Here is an 18,242-nt window from a genome sequence, read left to right on the forward strand (position 1 = left end):
GACTTACCCGTAGCGCTTGAGGCAGCGGTCCGTCGATCCGGCCACTCCGTCGCGAAAGGCATCGATCCGGGAGAACCCCGCCGGGACGGTGGTCCCGTTGACATCGCTGGCCACCACGCCGTTGGTGAGCAGTCCCGATACCGCCTCATCGAGGTCCCCGGCGGTGAGCATCATCGGGTTCGGTTCATGGTCGGGTGTGGTGGGTTTGGCCATTGCCGCCGACGCGACACCGGTCAGACAGGCGGTGCGTAGCGCGCTCTGCCCATTGTCGAGCGGCAGGCCGTGTTGATTCTCGACCGCTAACGCGTAACGGGAGATGACCATCGAGTACGCGGTGAAATCGCCGGTTACCTGCCCCTGATCGTGCGTGGGCCGGGCCAGGGTGGTCAGCCGCGGCAGATCGAGAGCCACCGTGTTGGAGTCCGGGCAGTAGACCGCCGCCACGGATCTTGTGCGGCGTCCGGATTCGTCGCATGCGGCCCCCGACACCGAGAGCCGCGGTGGTGCGGTGTTGAGCGCGGGTCTGTAGATCGCTCCGAGCACCGTCATCAGGGTGCGCAGGGTGTCGACCGAGACCGGAATGCCGTCCGATCGGCCGTACGGGAGGTCGTCGGCGAGTCCACCGGCTCGCTTGGCGATCTCTGCCCTGTCGATCTGGGTGCATGCGGCCGCGCCGTCAACGAATCCGCGTTGGAAGGCCGACACCCGCTCGAATGCCGATCCGTGCGCATCGATTACGCCGCCTGCCTCAATCGGATCGTCCCGGAACGCGATCAGCGCCGCGATGACCTTGTTGAGGCCCTCGCCGGTACTCAGTGTGAAACGTGGTGAGCTGCCCTGCGCCACCCAGCGCAGATAAGTCCCGGCAAGGCAATCGGCCATCTGCTCGCTGACGAGCGTCTGTGTCTCTGGGTCCACCAACTTCGCCTGGTGCGTCAGGGCATGCCCGTACTCGTGGGCCAGTGTCATGGGTACCGCCATGGGGCCGAACATCCGCACCAGCTTGGGCAGCAGCGCGCCGCGGTCCCACCCCAGGCTGTTCTGGCTGATGCAGTAACCGGCGTTGTCGAAGCCGATCGTGAGGTTGTTGCAGAAGTTCGCGATGCCGGGGCCCGCGCTGTTCCAGGACGTCAACGAATCGACCGGATGAAACGTGGCCCAGAAGCTCTTCGGATAGGCCTCCTGCCAGAAATCCTCGATATCGGCGACTGCGTTGACGGCAAGGCGGTCCATCGCGCCGTCGTCGCCGCCGCGCACGGCTCTGTTCGCCGGTTTGGGGTGCGGGCGTAGCCCGGAAGGACCGTCGACGGCGGGGAGACCGGCAACTTGATACGCATTGCCGAGCTGTGAAACCGGAATGCCCTCAACAGTGTTCGTGCAGTTCGAGAGTGTCGGGGCCAGGAGTGTGCAGCAGGCCAGGACTACCGTCGGCGTGTGAATCCACCGGTCCGGAAGCGACATGGCCGTCTCTCTGTAGCGGCTATCCCCGTGTGCGGGTGCCCTCTCCAGCATAGGTCGCATCGTGCTTGGTCATCAGTCGTTGTAGCGCCGCTGTGACTACCGACAAGTCGTGTGTCGACCAGAATGGTGGCAGCGACGCACGCAGAAATCCGCCATAACCCGCCGTGGCCATCCGTGAATCAAGCACCGCGACAACGCCTCTGTCGTGCGCGCCCCGCAACAGGCGGCCTGTGCCCTGGGCCAGCAGTAACGCCGCCTGGGTGCCCGCCACCGCCATGAATCCATTGCCTCCGCGCGCGCTGATCGCCCGCTGCCGGGCTGCCCGAAGGGGATCGTCGGGGCGGGGGAATGGGATTCGGTCGATGAGAACAAGCGACAGCGACGGTCCGGGCACGTCGACTCCCTGCCACAGCGACAGCGTCCCGAACAACGAGGTTTGTGGGTCCGCGCTGAATTGTTCGACCAGAATCGATGTCGCGTCGTCTCCCTGGCACAGCACCGGGGTGTCGAGCCGCGTCCGCATTTCCTCGGAGGCCTCCTTGGCGGCACGCATGGAGGAAAAGAGTCCCAGGGTGCGTCCTCCTGCGGCACGGACCAGAGTCTCGATCTCATCGAGTGTCGCCGCACCGACACCATCGCGTCCCGGGGCGGGAAGGTGCCGTGCCAGATAGAGGATGGCGGATTTCTCATGCTGGAAAGGGGATCCGACGTCGATGCCGTGCCAGGTGGCCCGGGCTGGTGTGGTGGAGTCGGTGTCGGTGCTCTTGTCGGGTGCTCGGGCAGGCAGGCCCCAGGAGGCGGCCATCGTGTCGAACTTGCCCCCGAGGACCAGAGTGGCCGAAGTGAGGACGACGGTGCGCTGCCCGAATAGGCGGGTGCGCAGCAGCCCGGCGACCGACAGCGGGGCGATCCGTAGCACCGGACGTACCGTGCCCCGGTTGTCCTCGTGATCGAGCCACACCACGTTGGGGCGCGCTGTGATGTCCGGTTCGGCCCAGCAGGCCAGCGCCAGGGAAGCGGCATCTACGATATCGTCCAGTGCGGCAACTGCTTCGGTGCGTGCGGCGGCAGTGGCAGGGTCGGTGGATTGGCCGGTGGGGATCTCGGTTCGTGCGGCGGCCGCGGCGTCGCGCAGCGCGGTGAGGTAGGTGACGGTCTCCTCATCCGCGCGGTCGATGGTGCCGGGCCTGCTGTCGTGGATCAGTGAAGAGAAGGTTGCCGAGCTCGCCTCGAAACGGCTCGCCGTTTCGGGTGACACCAGTCGGCCTATTCGACGGATGGTGACGGTCAGTCCTACTGCCGAGAGTTCTTGGGTGGCAACGCTTGTCACCCGGTCGACGAGGTCGTGCGCCTCGTCGACGATCACTGCGTCATGTTCGGGCAGGATATTTATGTCGGCGATGGCATCGATGGCCAGCAGCGCGTGATTGGTCACCACCACATCCGACTGTCCGGCGTCGAGCCGGGCCAGCTCGGCGAAGCACTCGGTGCCGAACGGGCACCGAGTGGCGCCGAGGCATTCACGTGCCGACACGCTGACCTGCGACCAGGAACGATCCGGCACGCCTGGCTTGAGCTCATCGCGATCGCCGGTCTTGGTGGTCTCCGCCCAGTCGTTGAGACGCTGTACGTCCCGGCCGAGCGCGCTGGCCGCGAAGGGCTCGAACAACGTGTCGGGTGCTTCCTGATCGGATGCGGCCCCATTGTGCAATTTGTTGAGGCAGAGGTAATTTCCCCGGCCCTTCAGGATGGCGAATCTGGGCTTGCGGGCCAGTGAGGGTGCCAACGCCTCCGCCAACCGGGGCAGATCACGATCCACGAGCTGACGTTGCAGCGCGATGGTGGCGGTGGAGACCACGACCGGGGATGACTCCTCGATGGCGTGGGCAAGGGCCGGTACCAGGTATGCCAGCGATTTGCCGGTGCCGGTGCCGGCCTGGACCACCAGGTGCTCGCCGCTATGCAGGGAGTGCTCGACGGCCGTGGCCATCGTGAGCTGTCCGGCGCGTTCGGTTCCGCCGAGCGCGGTGACGGCCGTGGCAAGCAGGCCGGTGGCAGATGTGGGCGTATCGGGGTTCTTCAGCGGACTACCTCGACGCCGACGGCCTGGAGCTCACTCAGGACGCGATGTATTGATTGTTCTTCAATGCCAACGGCATACGCGGTGAGCACACGGGTATGCAACCTCTGTCGAGCCGCGTCGCGCGCGGTGGCGGCCACACAGTAGTCGGTGGCGATGCCCACCACGTCGACGCTGTCCAGATCCCGTTTCTGCAGCCACGCAGCCAACGTCGTGCCATCGGCGCTGACGCCCTCGAAACCCGAATAGGCGGCGGAATAATCTCCTTTGGAGAACACCTCGTCGACCGGGGTGAGGTCCAAGTCGGGGTGAATGTCGGCGCCGGGTGTACCGACCCTGCAATGCGGAGGCCAGCTTGTCGCGAAGTCTGGTGTCTGGGAGAAATGGTCGCCGGGGTCAATGTGAAAGTCGCGCGTCGCGACCACCGCGTCGTACGCACCGGATGTGGTGAGGTCGTTGAGCTTCTGGGCCAGCGCGGCTCCGCCGGATACGGGCAGCGAGCCGCCCTCGCAGAAGTCGTTTTGCACGTCGACGACGATAAGCGCCCTGCCCATGGATCGACAGTACCCCCGCCGGTGCTCAGTCGAAGATGTCAGATACGTGGCGGCCCATGCGTGAGATGTAGTCGATGAGCTCGTCGCGGCTGATGGCCAGATCTCCGCGCAGATAATCGATGATGGCGCCGGAGGCCGCGCCGACAAGCGACACCGACAGGAAGCGACGCCGTCCCGGATCGTCGACATCGATCAGTGCTTTCTCGGCAAGTGAGGCGAAGGCCATCGAGCCCGCGAACCCGACGCTGCCCAGTATGGGTTCGGTGAATGGGGCGAGCATCATGATGCGGCCGTAAGCAGGGTTGTCGACCGTCGCCCCGATGAAGATCTCCACCGCGCGGGTCTCTAAATCGTCTCCCTTGGCGGCGAATTCGGTGACGACACGCATCACGGATTCGAGCACGTCTTGGTACACCGCACGCACGAAGTCGTCGCGGTCACCGAATTCCTCATAGAAGTTGCGCTCCGATACCCCGGAAGATCTGCAGACCGTGCGGATGGTCAGCGCCGGGCCGTCGATGGCGCCGAGCGCCGCGATGCCCGCATCGAGCAGTGCCCGCCGACGCGTCGCTCGCCGCTCTGCGGGAGTGGTTCCCGCCCATTGCCTTCTGGCTGCCATGTGTCCTCCGGCCAGAAATTATCCCACCAATCGGGTGGTAATCGCAGGATCCCCGTGCGAAAGGCCCAGCCCCTCCCACGGCAGGCTCAGTAATCCCGCGCGTACCCGGTCCCTGGCGTCGTCGAGCGAGTCGGATGTGATGGGCGCGCCGCCGCGCACCAGTGGGGTGGTCAGTACCCGGTGCGGTTCGGTCACGGGCGGCTCACCGGCGGCCGCGCGATACACCACTTCCTCGGTGAAGGTGCCGGTCGGTTTGGCGGTGCGTAGCGCACATTTGTGGCCGCCATGTGATTCCTTGTGGCTACTGCGTTTTGCCACCGGGATACCGTCGATCTCGACGAGTTTGTAGACCATGCCGGCCGCCGGGAACCCCGATCCGGTTACCACCGAGGTGCCGACACCATAGATGTCGACGGGCTCGGCGCGCAGTGCCGCGATGGAGTATTCGTCGAGGTCCCCGGAGACGACAATGCGGGTCCGGTGCGCGCCCAGTCCGTCGAGTTGTGCCCGAACCTGCCGGGCCAGCATGCCCAGATCTCCCGAGTCGATGCGCACTGCCCCGAGCTCGGGCCCGGCGACTGCGATGGCGTTGTCGACCCCGGTAGTGATGTCGTAGGTGTCCACCAGCAGGGTGGTGGACACCCCGAGCGCTTCGACCTGTGCGCGAAATGCCTCACGTTCGGCCTCGCTGGGGCTCATGCCGTCTTTGGCGTGGAGCAGAGTGAAGGCGTGAGCGGCGGTGCCGCGGGCGGGCACACCGTAGCGGCGATGTGCCTCCAGGTTGGACGTGGATTCGAATCCCGCGAGATAGGCGGCGCGGGCACAGGCCACCGCCGCCAGTTCGTGGGTACGCCGTGAGCCCATCTCGATGAGCGGACGGCCCGCGGCGGCCGACACCATTCGGGCGGCGGCAGAGGCGACGGCACTGTCGTGATTCAGGATCGACAGTGTGAGGGTTTCCAGAATGACGCATTCAGCGAAGGTTCCCCGCACGGTGAGCACCGGGGATCCCGGGAAGTAGAGCTCACCCTCGCGGTAGCCGTCGATGTCGCCACTGAATCGATATCCGGCCAGGTACTGGAGTGTGTCATCGTCCAGAAAGTCGGACAGCGATTTCAATTCTTCCGATCCGAATCGGAATTCGGCAAGCGACTCGAGCAATCGGGCGGTACCGGCGACGACGCCGTACCGGCGGCCGTCCGGCAATCTCCTGGCGAATACCTCGAAGGTGGCCTGACGTCCCGCGGTGTCGTCACGCAGTGCGGCGGCAAGCATGGTGAGCTCGTACTTGTCGGTGAGCAATGACGTATGCAGGTGCGCCATGTGCGCCACGTTAGCGGGATACCCGGGTGCGTGAACGGGTCCCGAGAGGCTCCGGGGAGACCGGGAACCCGAACTTCATGCTGACAGAGTTCGCGGCCCCGGTATTCTGGGGCCATGGGTGCGCCGGCGCGAGCCTTGCCAGGGACTACCGCAGAGAGGTCTGTCGAACATGTCGACGAGACCCAGTCGCCGTGGGTCACCATCGTGTGGGATGACCCGGTAAACCTGATGAACTATGTCGCTTACGTGTTCCAGCAGCTGTTCGGCTACAGCGAGAGCGAGGCCACCAACCTGATGCTGCAGGTTCACCACGAGGGCAAGGCTGTGGTGTCCTGTGGGGCGCGCGAGTCGATGGAGATCGACGTCAGCAAGCTGCACGCAGCCGGTCTGTGGGCCACTCTGCAGCAGGATCGTTGAGCCGCTGATCCGTGCGAAAGTGGAAGCGCGTCAACGCGTCTGATGGGATTCGGCTGCGTTCTGAGATGGAGCCGCACGAGGCGGCGCTCGTGCAGTCGATGGTCACTTCCATGCTGGCGATGCTGGATGAGCGCGAATCGTCGGCGCCCAGTGACGAATTGGCACAGCTGACCGGCATCCGTACGGGGAACACCGCGGCGCCCTCCGATGTCACTCTTGGGCGGTTGCTTCCGGACTTTCACCGCCCCGACCAGGACGGCACCAGCAGTCTCGAGGCGGTGAGCGGACTCAACAGTGCATTGCGCAGCCTCTACGAACCGGAGATCATCGACGCCAAACGTGAGGCGGGTCAACGGTTGCTGCGCACGCTTCCGCTGGAAGGCGGGCGCTTTGAGCTGTCCGAGGACGACGCGCGCGCATGGCTGACCGCGCTCAATGATGTGCGCCTGGCGCTTGGCGCGATGCTGGGGATCGACAGCGACGGGCCGCAGGAGTTGCCCGCAGATGATCCGATGGCAGGGCATATGGACATTTATCACTGGCTGACCGTGATGCAGGAGTTGTTGGTGCTCGCGTTGATGGGGAAGTCGGCGGTATGAGCCTGTTCTCGGGTGCGATCACCGACGTTCCGGGAATGCTGGTGGGACATCACCAGCGGGTGGATGCCGATGCCGAACTCGGATCGGGCTGGGCGACCGGCACCACCGTGGTGCTGGCGCCGCCGGGGACGACCGGCGCGGTCGACGTACGCGGCGGAGCTCCGGGAACACGTGAATCCGATCTGCTCGATCCGGCCAACACCGTCTCCACGGTCGACGCCATTGTGCTCACCGGCGGTAGCGCCTACGGACTGGCCGCCGCCGATGGGGTGATGCGCTGGCTGGAGGAGCAGGGCAGGGGAGTGGCTCTGCAGGGTGGCACCGTGCCCATCGTCCCGGGGGCGGTCATCTTCGATCTGCCGGTGGGTGCCTGGAAGAGCCGTCCCGACGCCGAATTCGGTTACCGAGCAGCAGAACTCGCAAGCGATACGCCCGAATGGGGTGCCGTGGGTGCCGGTGTCGGAGCGCGGGCCGGAACTCTCAAGGGCGGTGTCGGCTCCGCGAGTGCGGATCTGGGTAACGGGATTGTGGTCGGTGCCGTGATCGTCGCCAACCCGGTTGGACTGGTGATTAATCCGTCGACAGGGCTGCCTTGGGACCCCGCATGTGCACCGGAGCTCGGCGCGCCCCCGGCGAGCCAGCTCGCGGCGCTGGCCGCCTTGCCTGACAAATCGGTCTCGTTGAACACCACGATCGGCGTGGTGGCGACCAACGCCCCGCTGAGCAAGGCGCAATGCCGCAGGGTGGCCATTGCCGCCCACGACGGGCTGGCACGGGCGATCAGGCCCGCGCATACCCCGATGGACGGGGACACGCTGTACGTGCTGGCGACCGGGGCTGGCGAGGGCGATGTCGAGGCTCTCACCATTTCGGTGGGGATTGCCGCCGCCGAGTGTGTGGAGCGTGCGGTGGTGCGGGCAGTGGTGGGCGCCGCGAGCGTGGCCGGAATACCCGCATATCGTGACGTGTTGCCAGGAGCGTTTTCGTAAACGTCCGAGACGGCCAAGAGGGAAGCAGGGAAGACAGTGCTGGTAGTTCGCGCCGATCTGGTCGACGCCATGGTCAAGCACGCCCGTGCCGATCACCCCGATGAGGCTTGCGGTGTACTGGCCGGTCCGGAGGGCTCCGACCGCCCCGAGCGACACGTCGCCATGATCAACGCTGAGCGGTCTCCTACTTTTTATCGCTTTGATTCCGGTGAGCAGCTTCGGGTTTGGCGGGCGATGGATGACGCCGATGAAGTGCCGGTGGTTATCTATCACTCGCACACCGCGACCGAGGCCTACCCCAGCCGTACCGATATCAACCTGGCCGCGGAACCCGATGCCCACTACGTTTTGGTGTCCACTCGCGATCCTGAGCAGCACGAGCTGCGCAGTTACCGGATCGTCGACGGAGTGGTCACTGAAGAGGACATCACGATCGTCGAGAAGTATTAGAGAAAAGGACCGTCCACCATGTCGATTCAAGTATCGATTCCGACCATTCTTCGCGTCCACACTGGCGGTGAGAAGCGCGTCGCTGCAACGGGTTCCACGCTGCAAGCGGTGATCGCGGATCTGGAGTCCAATTACTCGGGGATCTCCGAGCGTCTCGTCGACGATGGCAAGTTGCACCGTTTCGTCAACATCTACGTCAACGACGAGGACGTGCGGTTCTCGGGTGGGCTGGACACCGAGATCGCCGATGGCGATTCGGTCACCATCCTGCCCGCCGTGGCCGGTGGCTAGCGGCGCATGACCCGATACGACTCGTTGCTCCAGGCCCTCGGGAACACGCCGCTGGTCGGGTTGCAGAGGTTGTCCCCGGCCTGGGACGGCGATCCGCATGTGCGGTTATGGGCCAAGCTGGAGGACCGCAATCCGACCGGCTCCATCAAGGACCGGCCTGCCCTGCGCATGATCGAACAGGCCGAGCAGGACGGGCTGCTGGAACCGGGTGCCACGATTCTGGAGCCCACGAGCGGTAACACCGGAATCTCGATGGCGATGGCCGCCCAGCTCAAGGGCTACAAGATGATCTGCGTGATGCCGGAGAACACCTCCATCGAACGACGCCAGCTGCTTGAGCTGTACGGCGCTCAGATCATCTTCTCCTCGGCCGAGGGTGGCTCCAATACCGCCGTTGCCACTGCCAAAGAGCTTGCCGCGCAAAATCCTTCGTGGGTTATGCTGTACCAGTACGGCAACCCGGCGAATGCCGCCGCGCACTATCACGGCACCGGCCCGGAGATTCTGGCCGATCTGCCCGAGATCACCCACTTCGTTGCCGGGCTGGGCACCACCGGAACTCTGATGGGTACCGGACGGTTCCTGCGGGAGAACGTGCCCGGGGTGCAAATTGTTGCCGCCGAGCCGCGCTATGGCGAGGGCGTCTACGCGCTGCGCAACATCGACGAGGGATTCGTGCCCGAGTTGTATGACCCCGAGGTGCTCACGACCCGCTTTTCGGTGGGATCGTTCGACGCGGTGCGCCGTACCCGTGAGTTGGTGCAAGTGGAAGGCATCTTCGCGGGCATCTCGACCGGCGCGATTCTGCATGCGGCACTCGGCATGGCGACCAAGGCCGTCAAGGCGGGCGAGCGTGCGGACATCGCATTCGTGGTGGCTGATGCGGGCTGGAAGTATCTGTCGACCGGCGCCTACGCCGGTACCGTGGATGACGCAGAGGACGCGCTGGAAGGGCAGTTGTGGGCATGACGGGATACCAGGGTGGCCCGGAGGGGTTCCATCCTGCCCGTCCCGAGCGGTCCAGACGGCCGCAATGGGTCACCGGTGGAATCCTGGTGGTCTCGTTCGTCGCGTTGCTTTATGTCATCGAAGGCATCGATACGGTTACCGGGCACCGACTCGACGAGAACGGCATCCGGCCCCTGGAGGCCGATGGTCTGGACGGCATCCTGTTCGCGCCCCTGCTGCATGCGAATTGGGGGCACTTGGTTGCCAACACGGTGCCCGCGCTCGTGCTGGGTTTCCTGGCCGCGGCCGCCGGGCTCGGACGCTTTCTGTTGGCAACCGCGATCATCTGGGTTCTCGGCGGCATCGGCACGTGGCTGATTGGCAACCTCGGCTCGCCCTACGAGACCAATCACATCGGGGCGTCGGGGCTGATCTTCGGCTGGCTCACCTATGTGATTGTCAGAGGATTCTTCAACCGCCGCGTGGGTCAGATCCTCATCGGTGTCGTCGTGATCATCCTCTACGGCGGCGTGCTGTGGGGTGTGCTGCCCGGACAGTTCGGGGTGTCCTGGCAGGGGCACCTGAGTGGGGCTATCGCCGGCGTACTGGCCGCCTATTGGCTCTCGGGTAGGGAACGCAAGGCGAAGGCTGTACGTGGTCCTGGGACGCCACCAAGGCTGTCGACGTGACGGGCCCCGGCGCCGCTTCGGACGGTCTTGGCGCGAGCGGCTCATCGCCGATCGGGATATTCGATTCCGGAGTCGGCGGACTGACCGTCGCGCGGGCCATCATCGACCAGCTGCCCGACGAAGACATCATTTACGTCGGTGATACGGGCAACGGGCCCTATGGTCCGCTGACCATTCCAGAGATCCGCCGGCATGCACTGGCCATTGGCGACGACCTTGTCGGACGCGGGGTGAAAGCCCTGGTGATTGCCTGTAATACGGCCTCGGCGGCATGCCTGCGTGACGCCCGTGAACGCTATGCGCCGGTGCCGGTCATCGAGGTGGTGTTGCCTGCCGTGCGCCGCGCCGTGCACACCACGCACAACAACAAGATCGGTGTCATCGGCACCGCGGCGACTATCGCATCGGGTGCCTATCAGGATGCGTTCGCGGCCGCGCGGGATACCGAGATCACGGCGGTGGCGTGTCCGCGTTTCGTTGACTTCGTCGAGCGTGGCATCACCAGCGGGAGGCAAGTGCTGCAGCTCGCCGAGGGCTATCTGGAGCCGCTGCAGCGGGCTCAGGTCGACACCGTGGTGCTGGGTTGCACGCACTATCCGTTGCTGTCCGGGCTGATCCAGCTCGCCATGGGCGAGGATGTCACGTTGGTATCCAGCGCCGAGGAAACTGCCAAGGACCTGCTGCGGGTGCTGTCGGAGAGGGATCTGTTGCGGCCGCATCCGGATAACCCGAGTGCCTCAGGTCCGAACCGCATTTTTGAGGCAACCGGTGACCCCGATGCGTTCCGCACCCTGGCGGCCAGATTCCTCGGTCCGGCTGTGACAGCGGTGCAAACTCGAGCTAGCGGTGTTCCGGGTTACACCGAAATTGCAACACCTCTCTAACCCTGTGCCGAGACGCTTGCCGGACGTGGCAAGCTAGGGGCTGTGCGAGTCACCGTGCTCGGCTGCTCAGGCAGTGTCACCGGACCGGATTCACCGGCGTCTGGTTACCTTCTGACGGCACCGGATGCGCCACCGTTGGTCATCGACTTCGGTGGCGGTGTCTTGGGCTCTCTGCAACGGTTCGCCGACCCCGGATCGGTGTCCGTTCTGTTGTCGCACCTGCATGCCGACCACTGCCTGGACCTGCCTGGTCTGTTCGTGTGGCGTCGCTATCACCCGAATCCGCCCAAGGGCAAGGCCATCATGTACGGGCCTGCCGACACCCTGATTCGGGTGGGGGCCGCGTCGGCTGAGATCGGCGGTGAGGTCGACGACTTCACCGACATCTTCGACTTGTATGCGTGGAGCGAAGGTGTGCCCGTCGAATTCGGGTCGCTCACGGTGACACCCACACGGGTGGCGCATCCGCCTGAGTCGTATGGCCTGCGGATCGAGGACACGTCAGGTGCCGTCCTTGCCTACAGCGGTGACACCGGCATATGCGACGCGGTGGTCGAGCTGGCGCGCGATGCCGACGTGTTCCTGTGCGAGGCGTCGTGGACGCACATGCCGGGGCACCGCCCGCCGGACCTTCACCTGTCCGGCACCGAGGCGGGGCAGATCGCGGCCCGCGCAGGCGTGAAGGAACTGCTGCTGACCCACATCCCGCCGTGGACTTCGCGCGAGGATGTCATCGCCGAGGCGAAGTCGGCATTCGACGGGCCGGTGCGGGCCGTCGTCGCGGGGGAGAGCATAGAGCTGTAGCTCTGCCGCTCACGCTCGGTACTTTCGCGGAGACGATAAGGTCGAGGGCGTGTCCAGACGAGAAGACGGCAGACAAGACGACGAGCTGCGCCCGGTGACCATTACGCGGGGATTCACTTCGCACCCGGCAGGTTCGGTACTCATCGAGTTCGGTCAGACGCGGGTGATGTGCACCGCCAGCGCCACCGAGGGTGTGCCTCGCTGGCGCAAAGGTTCTGGACTTGGTTGGCTGACAGCCGAATACGCGATGCTGCCGGCCTCTACCCATACCCGCAGCGACCGTGAATCGGTCAAGGGGCGCGTAGGCGGCCGTACTCAGGAGATCAGCCGCTTGATCGGGCGTTCTCTTCGTGCGTGTATTGACTTGTCGGCATTGGGGGAGAACACCATTGCCATCGATTGCGATGTGCTGCAGGCCGACGGCGGAACTCGCACCGCGGCGATCACCGGTGCGTATGTAGCGCTGGCCGATGCGGTGACATACCTGGCAGCGCACGGCAAGCTCGCCGATGATGAGCCACTGTCGTGTGCGATCGCCGCCGTGAGTGTTGGTGTGGTGGACGGCCGGGTGCGCGTAGACCTTCCCTACGAAGAGGATTCGCGCGCCGAGGTGGACATGAACGTGGTGGCCACCGACACCGGTACGTTGGTGGAGGTACAAGGCACCGGCGAGGGCGCCACCTTCCCGCGCACGACGCTGGACAAGCTGCTTGACGCTGCCGTCGGCGCCGCCGAGGAACTGTTCGTTTTGCAGAAGGAAGCATTGGCCTTGCCGTATCCGGGTGTCCTGCCGGAGGCGCCACAGAAGAAGGCGTTCGGTTCGAAGTAGGCGGGGGCCATGAAGATACTTGTCGCGAGCCGCAACCCGAAGAAGCTCGCGGAGTTGCATCGGGTGCTCGAATCGTCAGGGGTTACCGGGGTCGAGCTGGTTTCGCTCGCCGACGTGCCCGAGTATGAGGAAGTGCCCGAGACGGGCGCCAGCTTTGAGGACAACGCGCTCATCAAGGCGCGCGAGGGCGCACAACAGACCGGATTGGCCTGCGTCGCGGACGATTCCGGGCTTGCGGTCGATGCGCTGAACTGGATGCCCGGCGTGCTGTCTGCGCGCTGGGCTGGGCGGCACGGAGATGACGCCGCCAACACCGCGCTGTTGCTCGCGCAGCTCGCCGATGTGCCTGATGAGCGCCGCGGTGCTGCGTTCGTATCGGCGTGTGCGCTGGTGACTCCGGACGGCGAGGAGGTCGTCGTGGAGGGGCGCTGGAAGGGCTCGGTCGCGCGCGAACCCGCGGGACAGAACGGCTTCGGCTACGACCCGATCTTCGTGCCGCGCGGCGGTCTGCGGACCGCAGCGGAAATGACGCCCGAAGAGAAGGATGCGGTATCGCATCGCGGACGGGCGCTGGCGGCGCTGCTCCCGATGCTGCGCAACCTGGTGAACCTCGGCCGGACCGCGCCGTAGCCCCGGGGAGCAGCCCCCCGCATGGGGGACTGCTCGCAAGGGTCAGGGCAGCAGGATGATCTTTCCGCGGGCGTGGCCCGTCTGGACGTACTCATGCGCCTGGCGCGCTTCGGTCAACGGATAGGTGCGATCGATGGTGACCTTGAGTTCGCCGTTGCCCGCAAGACGAATCAGCTCGGGGCGGGCCACCAGACGGATCTCGGTGCCCGCATCGGCACCGGGTGCGCCGCCCAGCGCTTTGAAGCCATCGGTTGCGGCACGGCCGAATCCGGCGATCGTGGCGATACGGTTCTTATCGGCAACGAGTGCCAATGAGACGTCGGCGGCCTCATCGGTGCCGACCAGATCGAGAGCCGCATCGACGGAGCCGATTGCGCTGACACGGTCTTGCAGTCCAGGGCCGTACTCGACCGGGATCGCTCCGTAGCCACGAAGCTGTTCGTGGCGGGCAGCGCTGGCGGTGGCGATCACGGTTGCACCGCGGGCCTTGGCGAGCTGGGTGGCCAACAGTCCCACGCCGCCCGCGGCACCGTGAATCAGAACGGTGTCCCCTTCGGTGACATTGGTGGCTTCCAATAGGTGGACCGCGGTCTGCCCGGTGAGCAGGAATCCGGCGGCCTCGTTGAAGGACAGACTCGCGGGCTTCTTGAACACCTGGTCTGCGGTGGTGACGATCTGGTTGGCGTAGCCACCGATCTGCCCGGCGGCGATGACGTCATCACCGGGTTGGAACCCGTCGACACCCGGTCCGACGGCGGCGACAGTTCCCGAGATCTCGAGGCCGAGGCGCATGGGGATTGCGGCCGGGTCGGTGCCGAAGGCTCCCGAATACAGCTTCCAGTCGATGGGATTAACGCCGGCGGCTTTGACGTCGATGAGTACTTGGCCGTCGGCGGGGCCATCGATCGGCACCTCGCGGAACTCGAGTACGTCGGATGCGCCATAGGCAGTGGCGACAACTGCATGTGTGGTGGTCATACCGCTATCAAAGTCGCATCGTCATGTCAGTATTCCTGACATTGGAGATTTCTTTCGGCTAGATGCCGAACTGCTCCTTGACCTGCTTGGTGCGGTAATGCTCGACGATGAAACCGAGCAGCGGGATCGTGCCCGCGAGCAGCGTGCCGGCGGTGCGTGGCCACGGCCAGCGCACCTTGATGGCCAGATCGGTGGTGAAGATCAGGTACACGAAGTAGATCCACCCGTGCACGATGCCGATCCAGCTCGGCGGATGCGTTACGTGCTCAATGTATTTGAGCCACATTTCCCAGCAGAGGGCAATCAGCCACACACCGGTGGTCCAGGCCAGGATCCGGTAGCGCCACAGGGCGCCACGGATTTTCTCGACCGGCGTGGTCACGGCGGGCGTCTGGGGTGTGGCTTCGGGCTCGGTCACGGGGCAGGCTTCCTATCTTCTTCGGCCAGGGCGGCGAGGTAGGCGTTGTAGTCGGTCAGTGTGCGGTCGGCGGGATTCGGCTTCGCGGCGGCAGGGCGCTCGGGAAGCAGGCCCTCCGGTATTTCGGTCACCCGGTCGCTGGGCGGCGGGGGCGGGCCCTCGTCCTCGTACTGCACGAAGCGGCGATAAGCCCAAATCACGAACGCCGCGAAAAGCGGCCACTGCAGGGCGTAGCCGAGGTTCTGGCCATCGCCGGTCACCGACTCGAATCGCTGGAACTGCCAGTAGGCCAGGCCCAGGAACGCGAGCGCACTGACGCCGACCAGCACGATGAGTGCCGGTCTCCGACGCCGTGTAGTGGACACCTCCTGACGGTACCGCGTGAGGTGGGGGCGGGTGCCAACGCCCCTGGTCAGCGCTTTGGTCCGATGAACTCGTCGAGACGCGCGGTGGCAGCTTTGCGGTAGACGGAGACGACGTAAGCGGTCGATCGAGTCCAGGGGATGTCGAGGCTGTCGAGGGCTGCGGTGAAAAGGCCGAGGATGTCTTCCGAGCGGTTGGTGAAGTGATAGCGGATGCTGGCGACTCCGCGATCGTTGGCGACCACCCGGCAGCCATCGCTGTGAATCAGACCCCGGGCGAAATCCTCGGTGGCGTGATCGACGAGGTCCTGCTGCCAGGGCTCGAGGGCGATCTTGCGACTGTGCTTGCGGCCGGGGCCATGCTGAGGAAAGAGACAGGGCCAGTGTTTGGAGTACAGCGAAACATCGGCGCAACTGCCAACGCGGTCGACGATCGCCGCGTGCTGGCCGGGTATAAGTGCATCTATTGCACTCCGGCACTCGGCGATTATCTCGGGGTATTTGGTGTCGCATGTGACTCTGAGGCGCCATGTTCGCGGTGAACGTGAGATGTAGCCGTCGCCGAGATACATGCCCAGGAGGTAGGCGTAGGGGCGCGCAGGGAGTGTGCTGTAGTCGTGCCTGGTGCATTCGTCGGAGCGTCGTACCTGTCGCGGGCCGCGACGCCACTGGCACACCGTGCGGCGCGGAATTCCTGTCTGCCGCGATATCGCGCAGTCGTTGAGTCCTGCCTCGATCAGGTGCTGTACCGACTGGTATTGCTGATGTGATCGCGTCATGTTGCCTCCCCGATTGCGGTTGAACTTATCGGCCACCACCGACAGAGTTAGGAGCCAATCTGACCTGTAGGATTGCTCTGCCACGCGGGCGTGATGAAATTGGCAGACATGCTGGCTTTAGGTGCCAGTGCTCGAAAGAGCGTGTGGGTTCGAGTCCCTCCGCCCGCACCAGAGATTCAGTGGGACCCGGTGCGCTCTCCGCGCGCCCGTAGACTTGAAATCGTGGTTCGCGCTGACGGTTTGCTTGATATCGGCGATTGCCTGAATGCCGACGGAAACGTCGAACTGCCGCCCGGCACCACGCTGATATCCCTCATCGAGCGCAACATCAGGAACGTCGGGGACACCGTCGCCTATCGCTATCTGGACTTCACCAACTCCGAGGACGGCACCCGTATCGAGCTCACGTGGTCGCAGCTCGGGGTGCGTCTGAACGCGGTAGCCGCGACGTTGCAACGTCACATCGAACGGGGTGATCGGGTCGCCATTCTGGCTCCGCAGGGTCTGGACTATGTCGTCGGATTCTTCTCGGCGATAAAGGCCGGCGCCATCGCGGTGCCGCTCTTCGCTCCCGAGTTGCCCGGCCACGCCGAGCGTCTGGATACCGCCCTCACGGACTGCAGGCCCACGGTGGTCCTGACGACCTCCAGCGCACGCACGGTTGTCGAAGACTTCCTCAAAGAACAGGACACTCGCATCCTCGTCATCGACGAGATCCCCGATGAAGCGGGCGAGACCTTCGAGTACGTGCATCTAGTGGATGACGACATCTCGCATCTGCAGTACACCTCGGGTGCGACCCGACCTCCGGTCGGCGTGGAAATCACGCACCGCGCCGTCGGTGTCAATCTGACGCAGATGATCCTGTCGATCGATCTGCTGGATCGAAACACGCACGGCTGCAGCTGGTTACCGCTCTACCACGATATGGGTTTGTCCATGATCGGCTTTCCGACGGTCTATGGTGGTCACTCCACCCTCATGTCGCCGACGGCCTTCATCCGTCGGCCACAACGCTGGATCAAGGCGCTCTCCGACGGCTGCAAGGAAGGCCGCGTCATCACCGCCGCCCCCAATTTCGCGTACGAGTACACCGCACAGCGCGGTGTGCCGAAGGACGGTGCGGACATCGACCTGGGCAACGTAGTGATGATCATCGGTTCCGAGCCGGTCAGCATCGATGCCATCCGCACCTTTGAAAAGGCCTTTGCGCCCTTCGGATTACCGTCGACCGCGTTCAAGCCCTCCTACGGCATTGCCGAGGCCGTCCTGTTTATTTCCAACATCGCACCGGATGCCGAACCCTCCGTCGTGTACCTCGATCGTGCGCAGCTCGCCGAGGGCCGCGCGGTATCGACCGCTCCCGATGCGCCCAACATCACCGTCCATGTGTCCTGTGGCCAACTCGCCCGCAGCCTGTCGGGTGTGATCGTCGATCCAGGGACAGGCAACGAGCTTCCAGACGGTCATGTCGGCGAAATCTGGTTGCAGGGCAACAATGTTGGCCGCGGCTATTGGGGCCGTCCGGACGAAAGTGCGAGGACATTCCACGCCCGGCTCGGTGAGACGCTCGCGAAAAGCCATGCTGACAAGTCCAATGTGGACGGCGACTGGTTGCGCACCGGTGACATGGGTTTCTATCTCGACGGTGAGTTGTACGTCACCGGACGCATGGTCGACCACATCACTATCGACGGCGGGTCGTATTACCCGCAGGACGTCGAGACGGCCGTCGCGGACGCGTCGCCCACCGTGCGGCGCGGATACGTCACCGCCTTCACCATCGACGATGGTCTGGTGGTTGTCGCCGAGCGTGCCTCGCGGACGGCCAAGGCTGACCCGCAGGAAGCGGCCGACGCGGTCCGCCAGGCGGTCCGCAGCCAATACGGCCTGGAGCTCTGCGACGTGCGCCTGCTCCCGGCGGGAGCCATCCCGCGCACCACCAGCGGAAAACTGGCGCGACGGGCCTGCCGCCGCCAGTACCTGGACGGCTCCCTGGGCGTTCACGGAGATCTCAGCTAACTCATTTGCCTCATTTGTCCCACGTCAGCGAGCCCATTCGCCACGCCCTCGTCGGCCCGGTAGGTTTTCCGGGCCGGTGGCTACGACAGCTACGGGGCCGGGGGACACGCGCTAGC

21 protein-coding genes and 1 tRNA gene are annotated in these 18,242 nt (G+C 65.0%); 13 read left to right on the forward strand and 9 right to left on the reverse strand.

All coding sequences use genetic code 11. The features are described 5' to 3' along the window. Positions 1 to 3: 3 nt before the first annotated feature. From BB28_RS07145 to BB28_RS07165, 5 genes are read right to left on the reverse strand one after another with little or no spacing between them, the layout of a single operon-like run. Positions 4 to 1,461, reverse strand: coding sequence for a neutral zinc metallopeptidase (locus tag BB28_RS07145; RefSeq protein ID WP_046255613.1), 1,458 nt, complete (start codon positions 1,459 to 1,461; stop codon positions 4 to 6). Positions 1,462 to 1,480: 19 nt separating this feature from the next. Then, the gene (locus tag BB28_RS07150; RefSeq protein WP_046252989.1) at positions 1,481 to 3,544 is read right to left on the reverse strand and encodes an ATP-dependent DNA helicase; all 2,064 of its coding nucleotides are present in this window, start codon (positions 3,542 to 3,544) and stop codon (positions 1,481 to 1,483) included. After that, positions 3,541 to 4,095, reverse strand: coding sequence for an isochorismatase family protein (locus BB28_RS07155; protein WP_046252990.1), 555 nt, complete (start codon positions 4,093 to 4,095; stop codon positions 3,541 to 3,543). Before BB28_RS07155 ends, BB28_RS07150 begins: the two co-directional genes overlap by 4 nt. Before the next feature lie 25 nt (positions 4,096 to 4,120). Then, positions 4,121 to 4,714, reverse strand: a complete 594-nt coding sequence (locus tag BB28_RS07160) for a TetR/AcrR family transcriptional regulator (RefSeq protein WP_046252991.1) — start codon at positions 4,712 to 4,714, stop codon at positions 4,121 to 4,123. Between the two features lie 18 nt (positions 4,715 to 4,732). After that, positions 4,733 to 6,037 carry a nicotinate phosphoribosyltransferase gene (locus BB28_RS07165; protein ID WP_046252992.1) on the reverse strand — a complete coding sequence of 435 codons (1,305 nt, stop codon included), beginning with the start codon at positions 6,035 to 6,037 and terminating at the stop codon, positions 4,733 to 4,735. 114 nt (positions 6,038 to 6,151) lie between these two features. On the opposite strand from BB28_RS07165, the gene clpS reads away from it, so the two are divergent. From clpS to rdgB, 11 genes are read left to right on the forward strand one after another with little or no spacing between them, the layout of a single operon-like run. Further along, entirely contained in the window at positions 6,152 to 6,454 is a 303-nt protein-coding gene (gene clpS, locus BB28_RS07170; RefSeq protein ID WP_030094925.1) for an ATP-dependent Clp protease adapter ClpS, read from the forward strand. A gap of 11 nt (positions 6,455 to 6,465) precedes the next feature. Further along, positions 6,466 to 7,053: an oxidative stress transcriptional regulator AosR gene (gene aosR, locus BB28_RS07175; RefSeq protein WP_046252993.1), complete on the forward strand. Its 588-nt coding sequence runs from the start codon at positions 6,466 to 6,468 to the stop codon at positions 7,051 to 7,053. Beyond that, positions 7,050 to 8,042, forward strand: coding sequence for a P1 family peptidase (locus BB28_RS07180; protein ID WP_046252994.1), 993 nt, complete (start codon positions 7,050 to 7,052; stop codon positions 8,040 to 8,042). Before aosR ends, BB28_RS07180 begins: the two co-directional genes overlap by 4 nt. A gap of 36 nt (positions 8,043 to 8,078) precedes the next feature. After that, entirely contained in the window at positions 8,079 to 8,492 is a 414-nt protein-coding gene (locus BB28_RS07185) for a M67 family metallopeptidase (RefSeq protein WP_046252995.1), read from the forward strand. 18 nt (positions 8,493 to 8,510) lie between these two features. Continuing rightward, complete coding sequence (locus BB28_RS07190) at positions 8,511 to 8,783, forward strand: MoaD/ThiS family protein (protein WP_046252996.1); 273 nt, start codon at positions 8,511 to 8,513, stop codon at positions 8,781 to 8,783. Between the two features lie 6 nt (positions 8,784 to 8,789). Further along, entirely contained in the window at positions 8,790 to 9,752 is a 963-nt protein-coding gene (locus tag BB28_RS07195; RefSeq protein WP_046252997.1) for a cysteine synthase, read from the forward strand. Next, positions 9,749 to 10,420, forward strand: coding sequence for a rhomboid family intramembrane serine protease (locus BB28_RS07200; protein ID WP_046252998.1), 672 nt, complete (start codon positions 9,749 to 9,751; stop codon positions 10,418 to 10,420). Before BB28_RS07195 ends, BB28_RS07200 begins: the two co-directional genes overlap by 4 nt. Then, positions 10,417 to 11,304 (forward strand): glutamate racemase, encoded by an 888-nt coding sequence (gene murI, locus BB28_RS07205; protein ID WP_046252999.1) that lies wholly within the window; start codon positions 10,417 to 10,419, stop codon positions 11,302 to 11,304. The genes BB28_RS07200 and murI overlap by 4 nt, the downstream gene beginning before the upstream one ends. 42 nt (positions 11,305 to 11,346) lie before the next feature. Further along, the gene (locus tag BB28_RS07210) at positions 11,347 to 12,108 is read left to right on the forward strand and encodes a cyclic nucleotide-degrading phosphodiesterase (RefSeq protein ID WP_046253000.1); all 762 of its coding nucleotides are present in this window, start codon (positions 11,347 to 11,349) and stop codon (positions 12,106 to 12,108) included. A gap of 49 nt (positions 12,109 to 12,157) precedes the next feature. Continuing rightward, on the forward strand, positions 12,158 to 12,937 hold the full coding sequence (rph, locus tag BB28_RS07215) for a ribonuclease PH (RefSeq protein WP_030094934.1): 780 nt from the start codon (positions 12,158 to 12,160) through the stop codon (positions 12,935 to 12,937). A 9-nt stretch (positions 12,938 to 12,946) separates the two neighbouring features. Further along, complete coding sequence (gene rdgB / locus BB28_RS07220) at positions 12,947 to 13,567, forward strand: RdgB/HAM1 family non-canonical purine NTP pyrophosphatase (protein WP_046253001.1); 621 nt, start codon at positions 12,947 to 12,949, stop codon at positions 13,565 to 13,567. Positions 13,568 to 13,609: 42 nt separating this feature from the next. Here rdgB and BB28_RS07225 read toward each other — a convergent pair whose 3' ends face one another. Genes BB28_RS07225 through BB28_RS07240 form a run of 4 tightly spaced genes read right to left on the reverse strand, consistent with a single transcriptional unit; the run spans position 13,610 to position 16,104 of the window. After that, the gene (locus BB28_RS07225; protein ID WP_046253002.1) at positions 13,610 to 14,545 is read right to left on the reverse strand and encodes an NADP-dependent oxidoreductase; all 936 of its coding nucleotides are present in this window, start codon (positions 14,543 to 14,545) and stop codon (positions 13,610 to 13,612) included. Positions 14,546 to 14,603: 58 nt separating this feature from the next. Continuing rightward, entirely contained in the window at positions 14,604 to 14,963 is a 360-nt protein-coding gene (locus BB28_RS07230) for a DUF3817 domain-containing protein (protein WP_046253003.1), read from the reverse strand. Then, positions 14,960 to 15,328, reverse strand: a complete 369-nt coding sequence (locus tag BB28_RS07235) for a hypothetical protein (protein WP_075874214.1) — start codon at positions 15,326 to 15,328, stop codon at positions 14,960 to 14,962. The genes BB28_RS07230 and BB28_RS07235 overlap by 4 nt, the downstream gene beginning before the upstream one ends. Positions 15,329 to 15,375: 47 nt before the next feature. After that, positions 15,376 to 16,104: a hypothetical protein gene (locus BB28_RS07240; protein ID WP_046255614.1), complete on the reverse strand. Its 729-nt coding sequence runs from the start codon at positions 16,102 to 16,104 to the stop codon at positions 15,376 to 15,378. A gap of 84 nt (positions 16,105 to 16,188) precedes the next feature. Between BB28_RS07240 and BB28_RS07245 the strand changes: the two genes are divergently transcribed. Continuing rightward, positions 16,189 to 16,275, forward strand: a tRNA-Leu gene (locus BB28_RS07245). Between the two features lie 51 nt (positions 16,276 to 16,326). Continuing rightward, a complete protein-coding gene (locus BB28_RS07250; protein WP_046255615.1) occupies positions 16,327 to 18,126 on the forward strand; it encodes a fatty acyl-AMP ligase in 1,800 nt (599 codons plus the stop codon). Positions 18,127 to 18,242: the final 116 nt, after the last annotated feature.

The organism is Mycobacteroides chelonae CCUG 47445, from assembly GCF_001632805.1.
Taxonomy (GTDB): Bacteria; Actinomycetota; Actinomycetes; order Mycobacteriales; family Mycobacteriaceae; genus Mycobacterium; species Mycobacterium chelonae.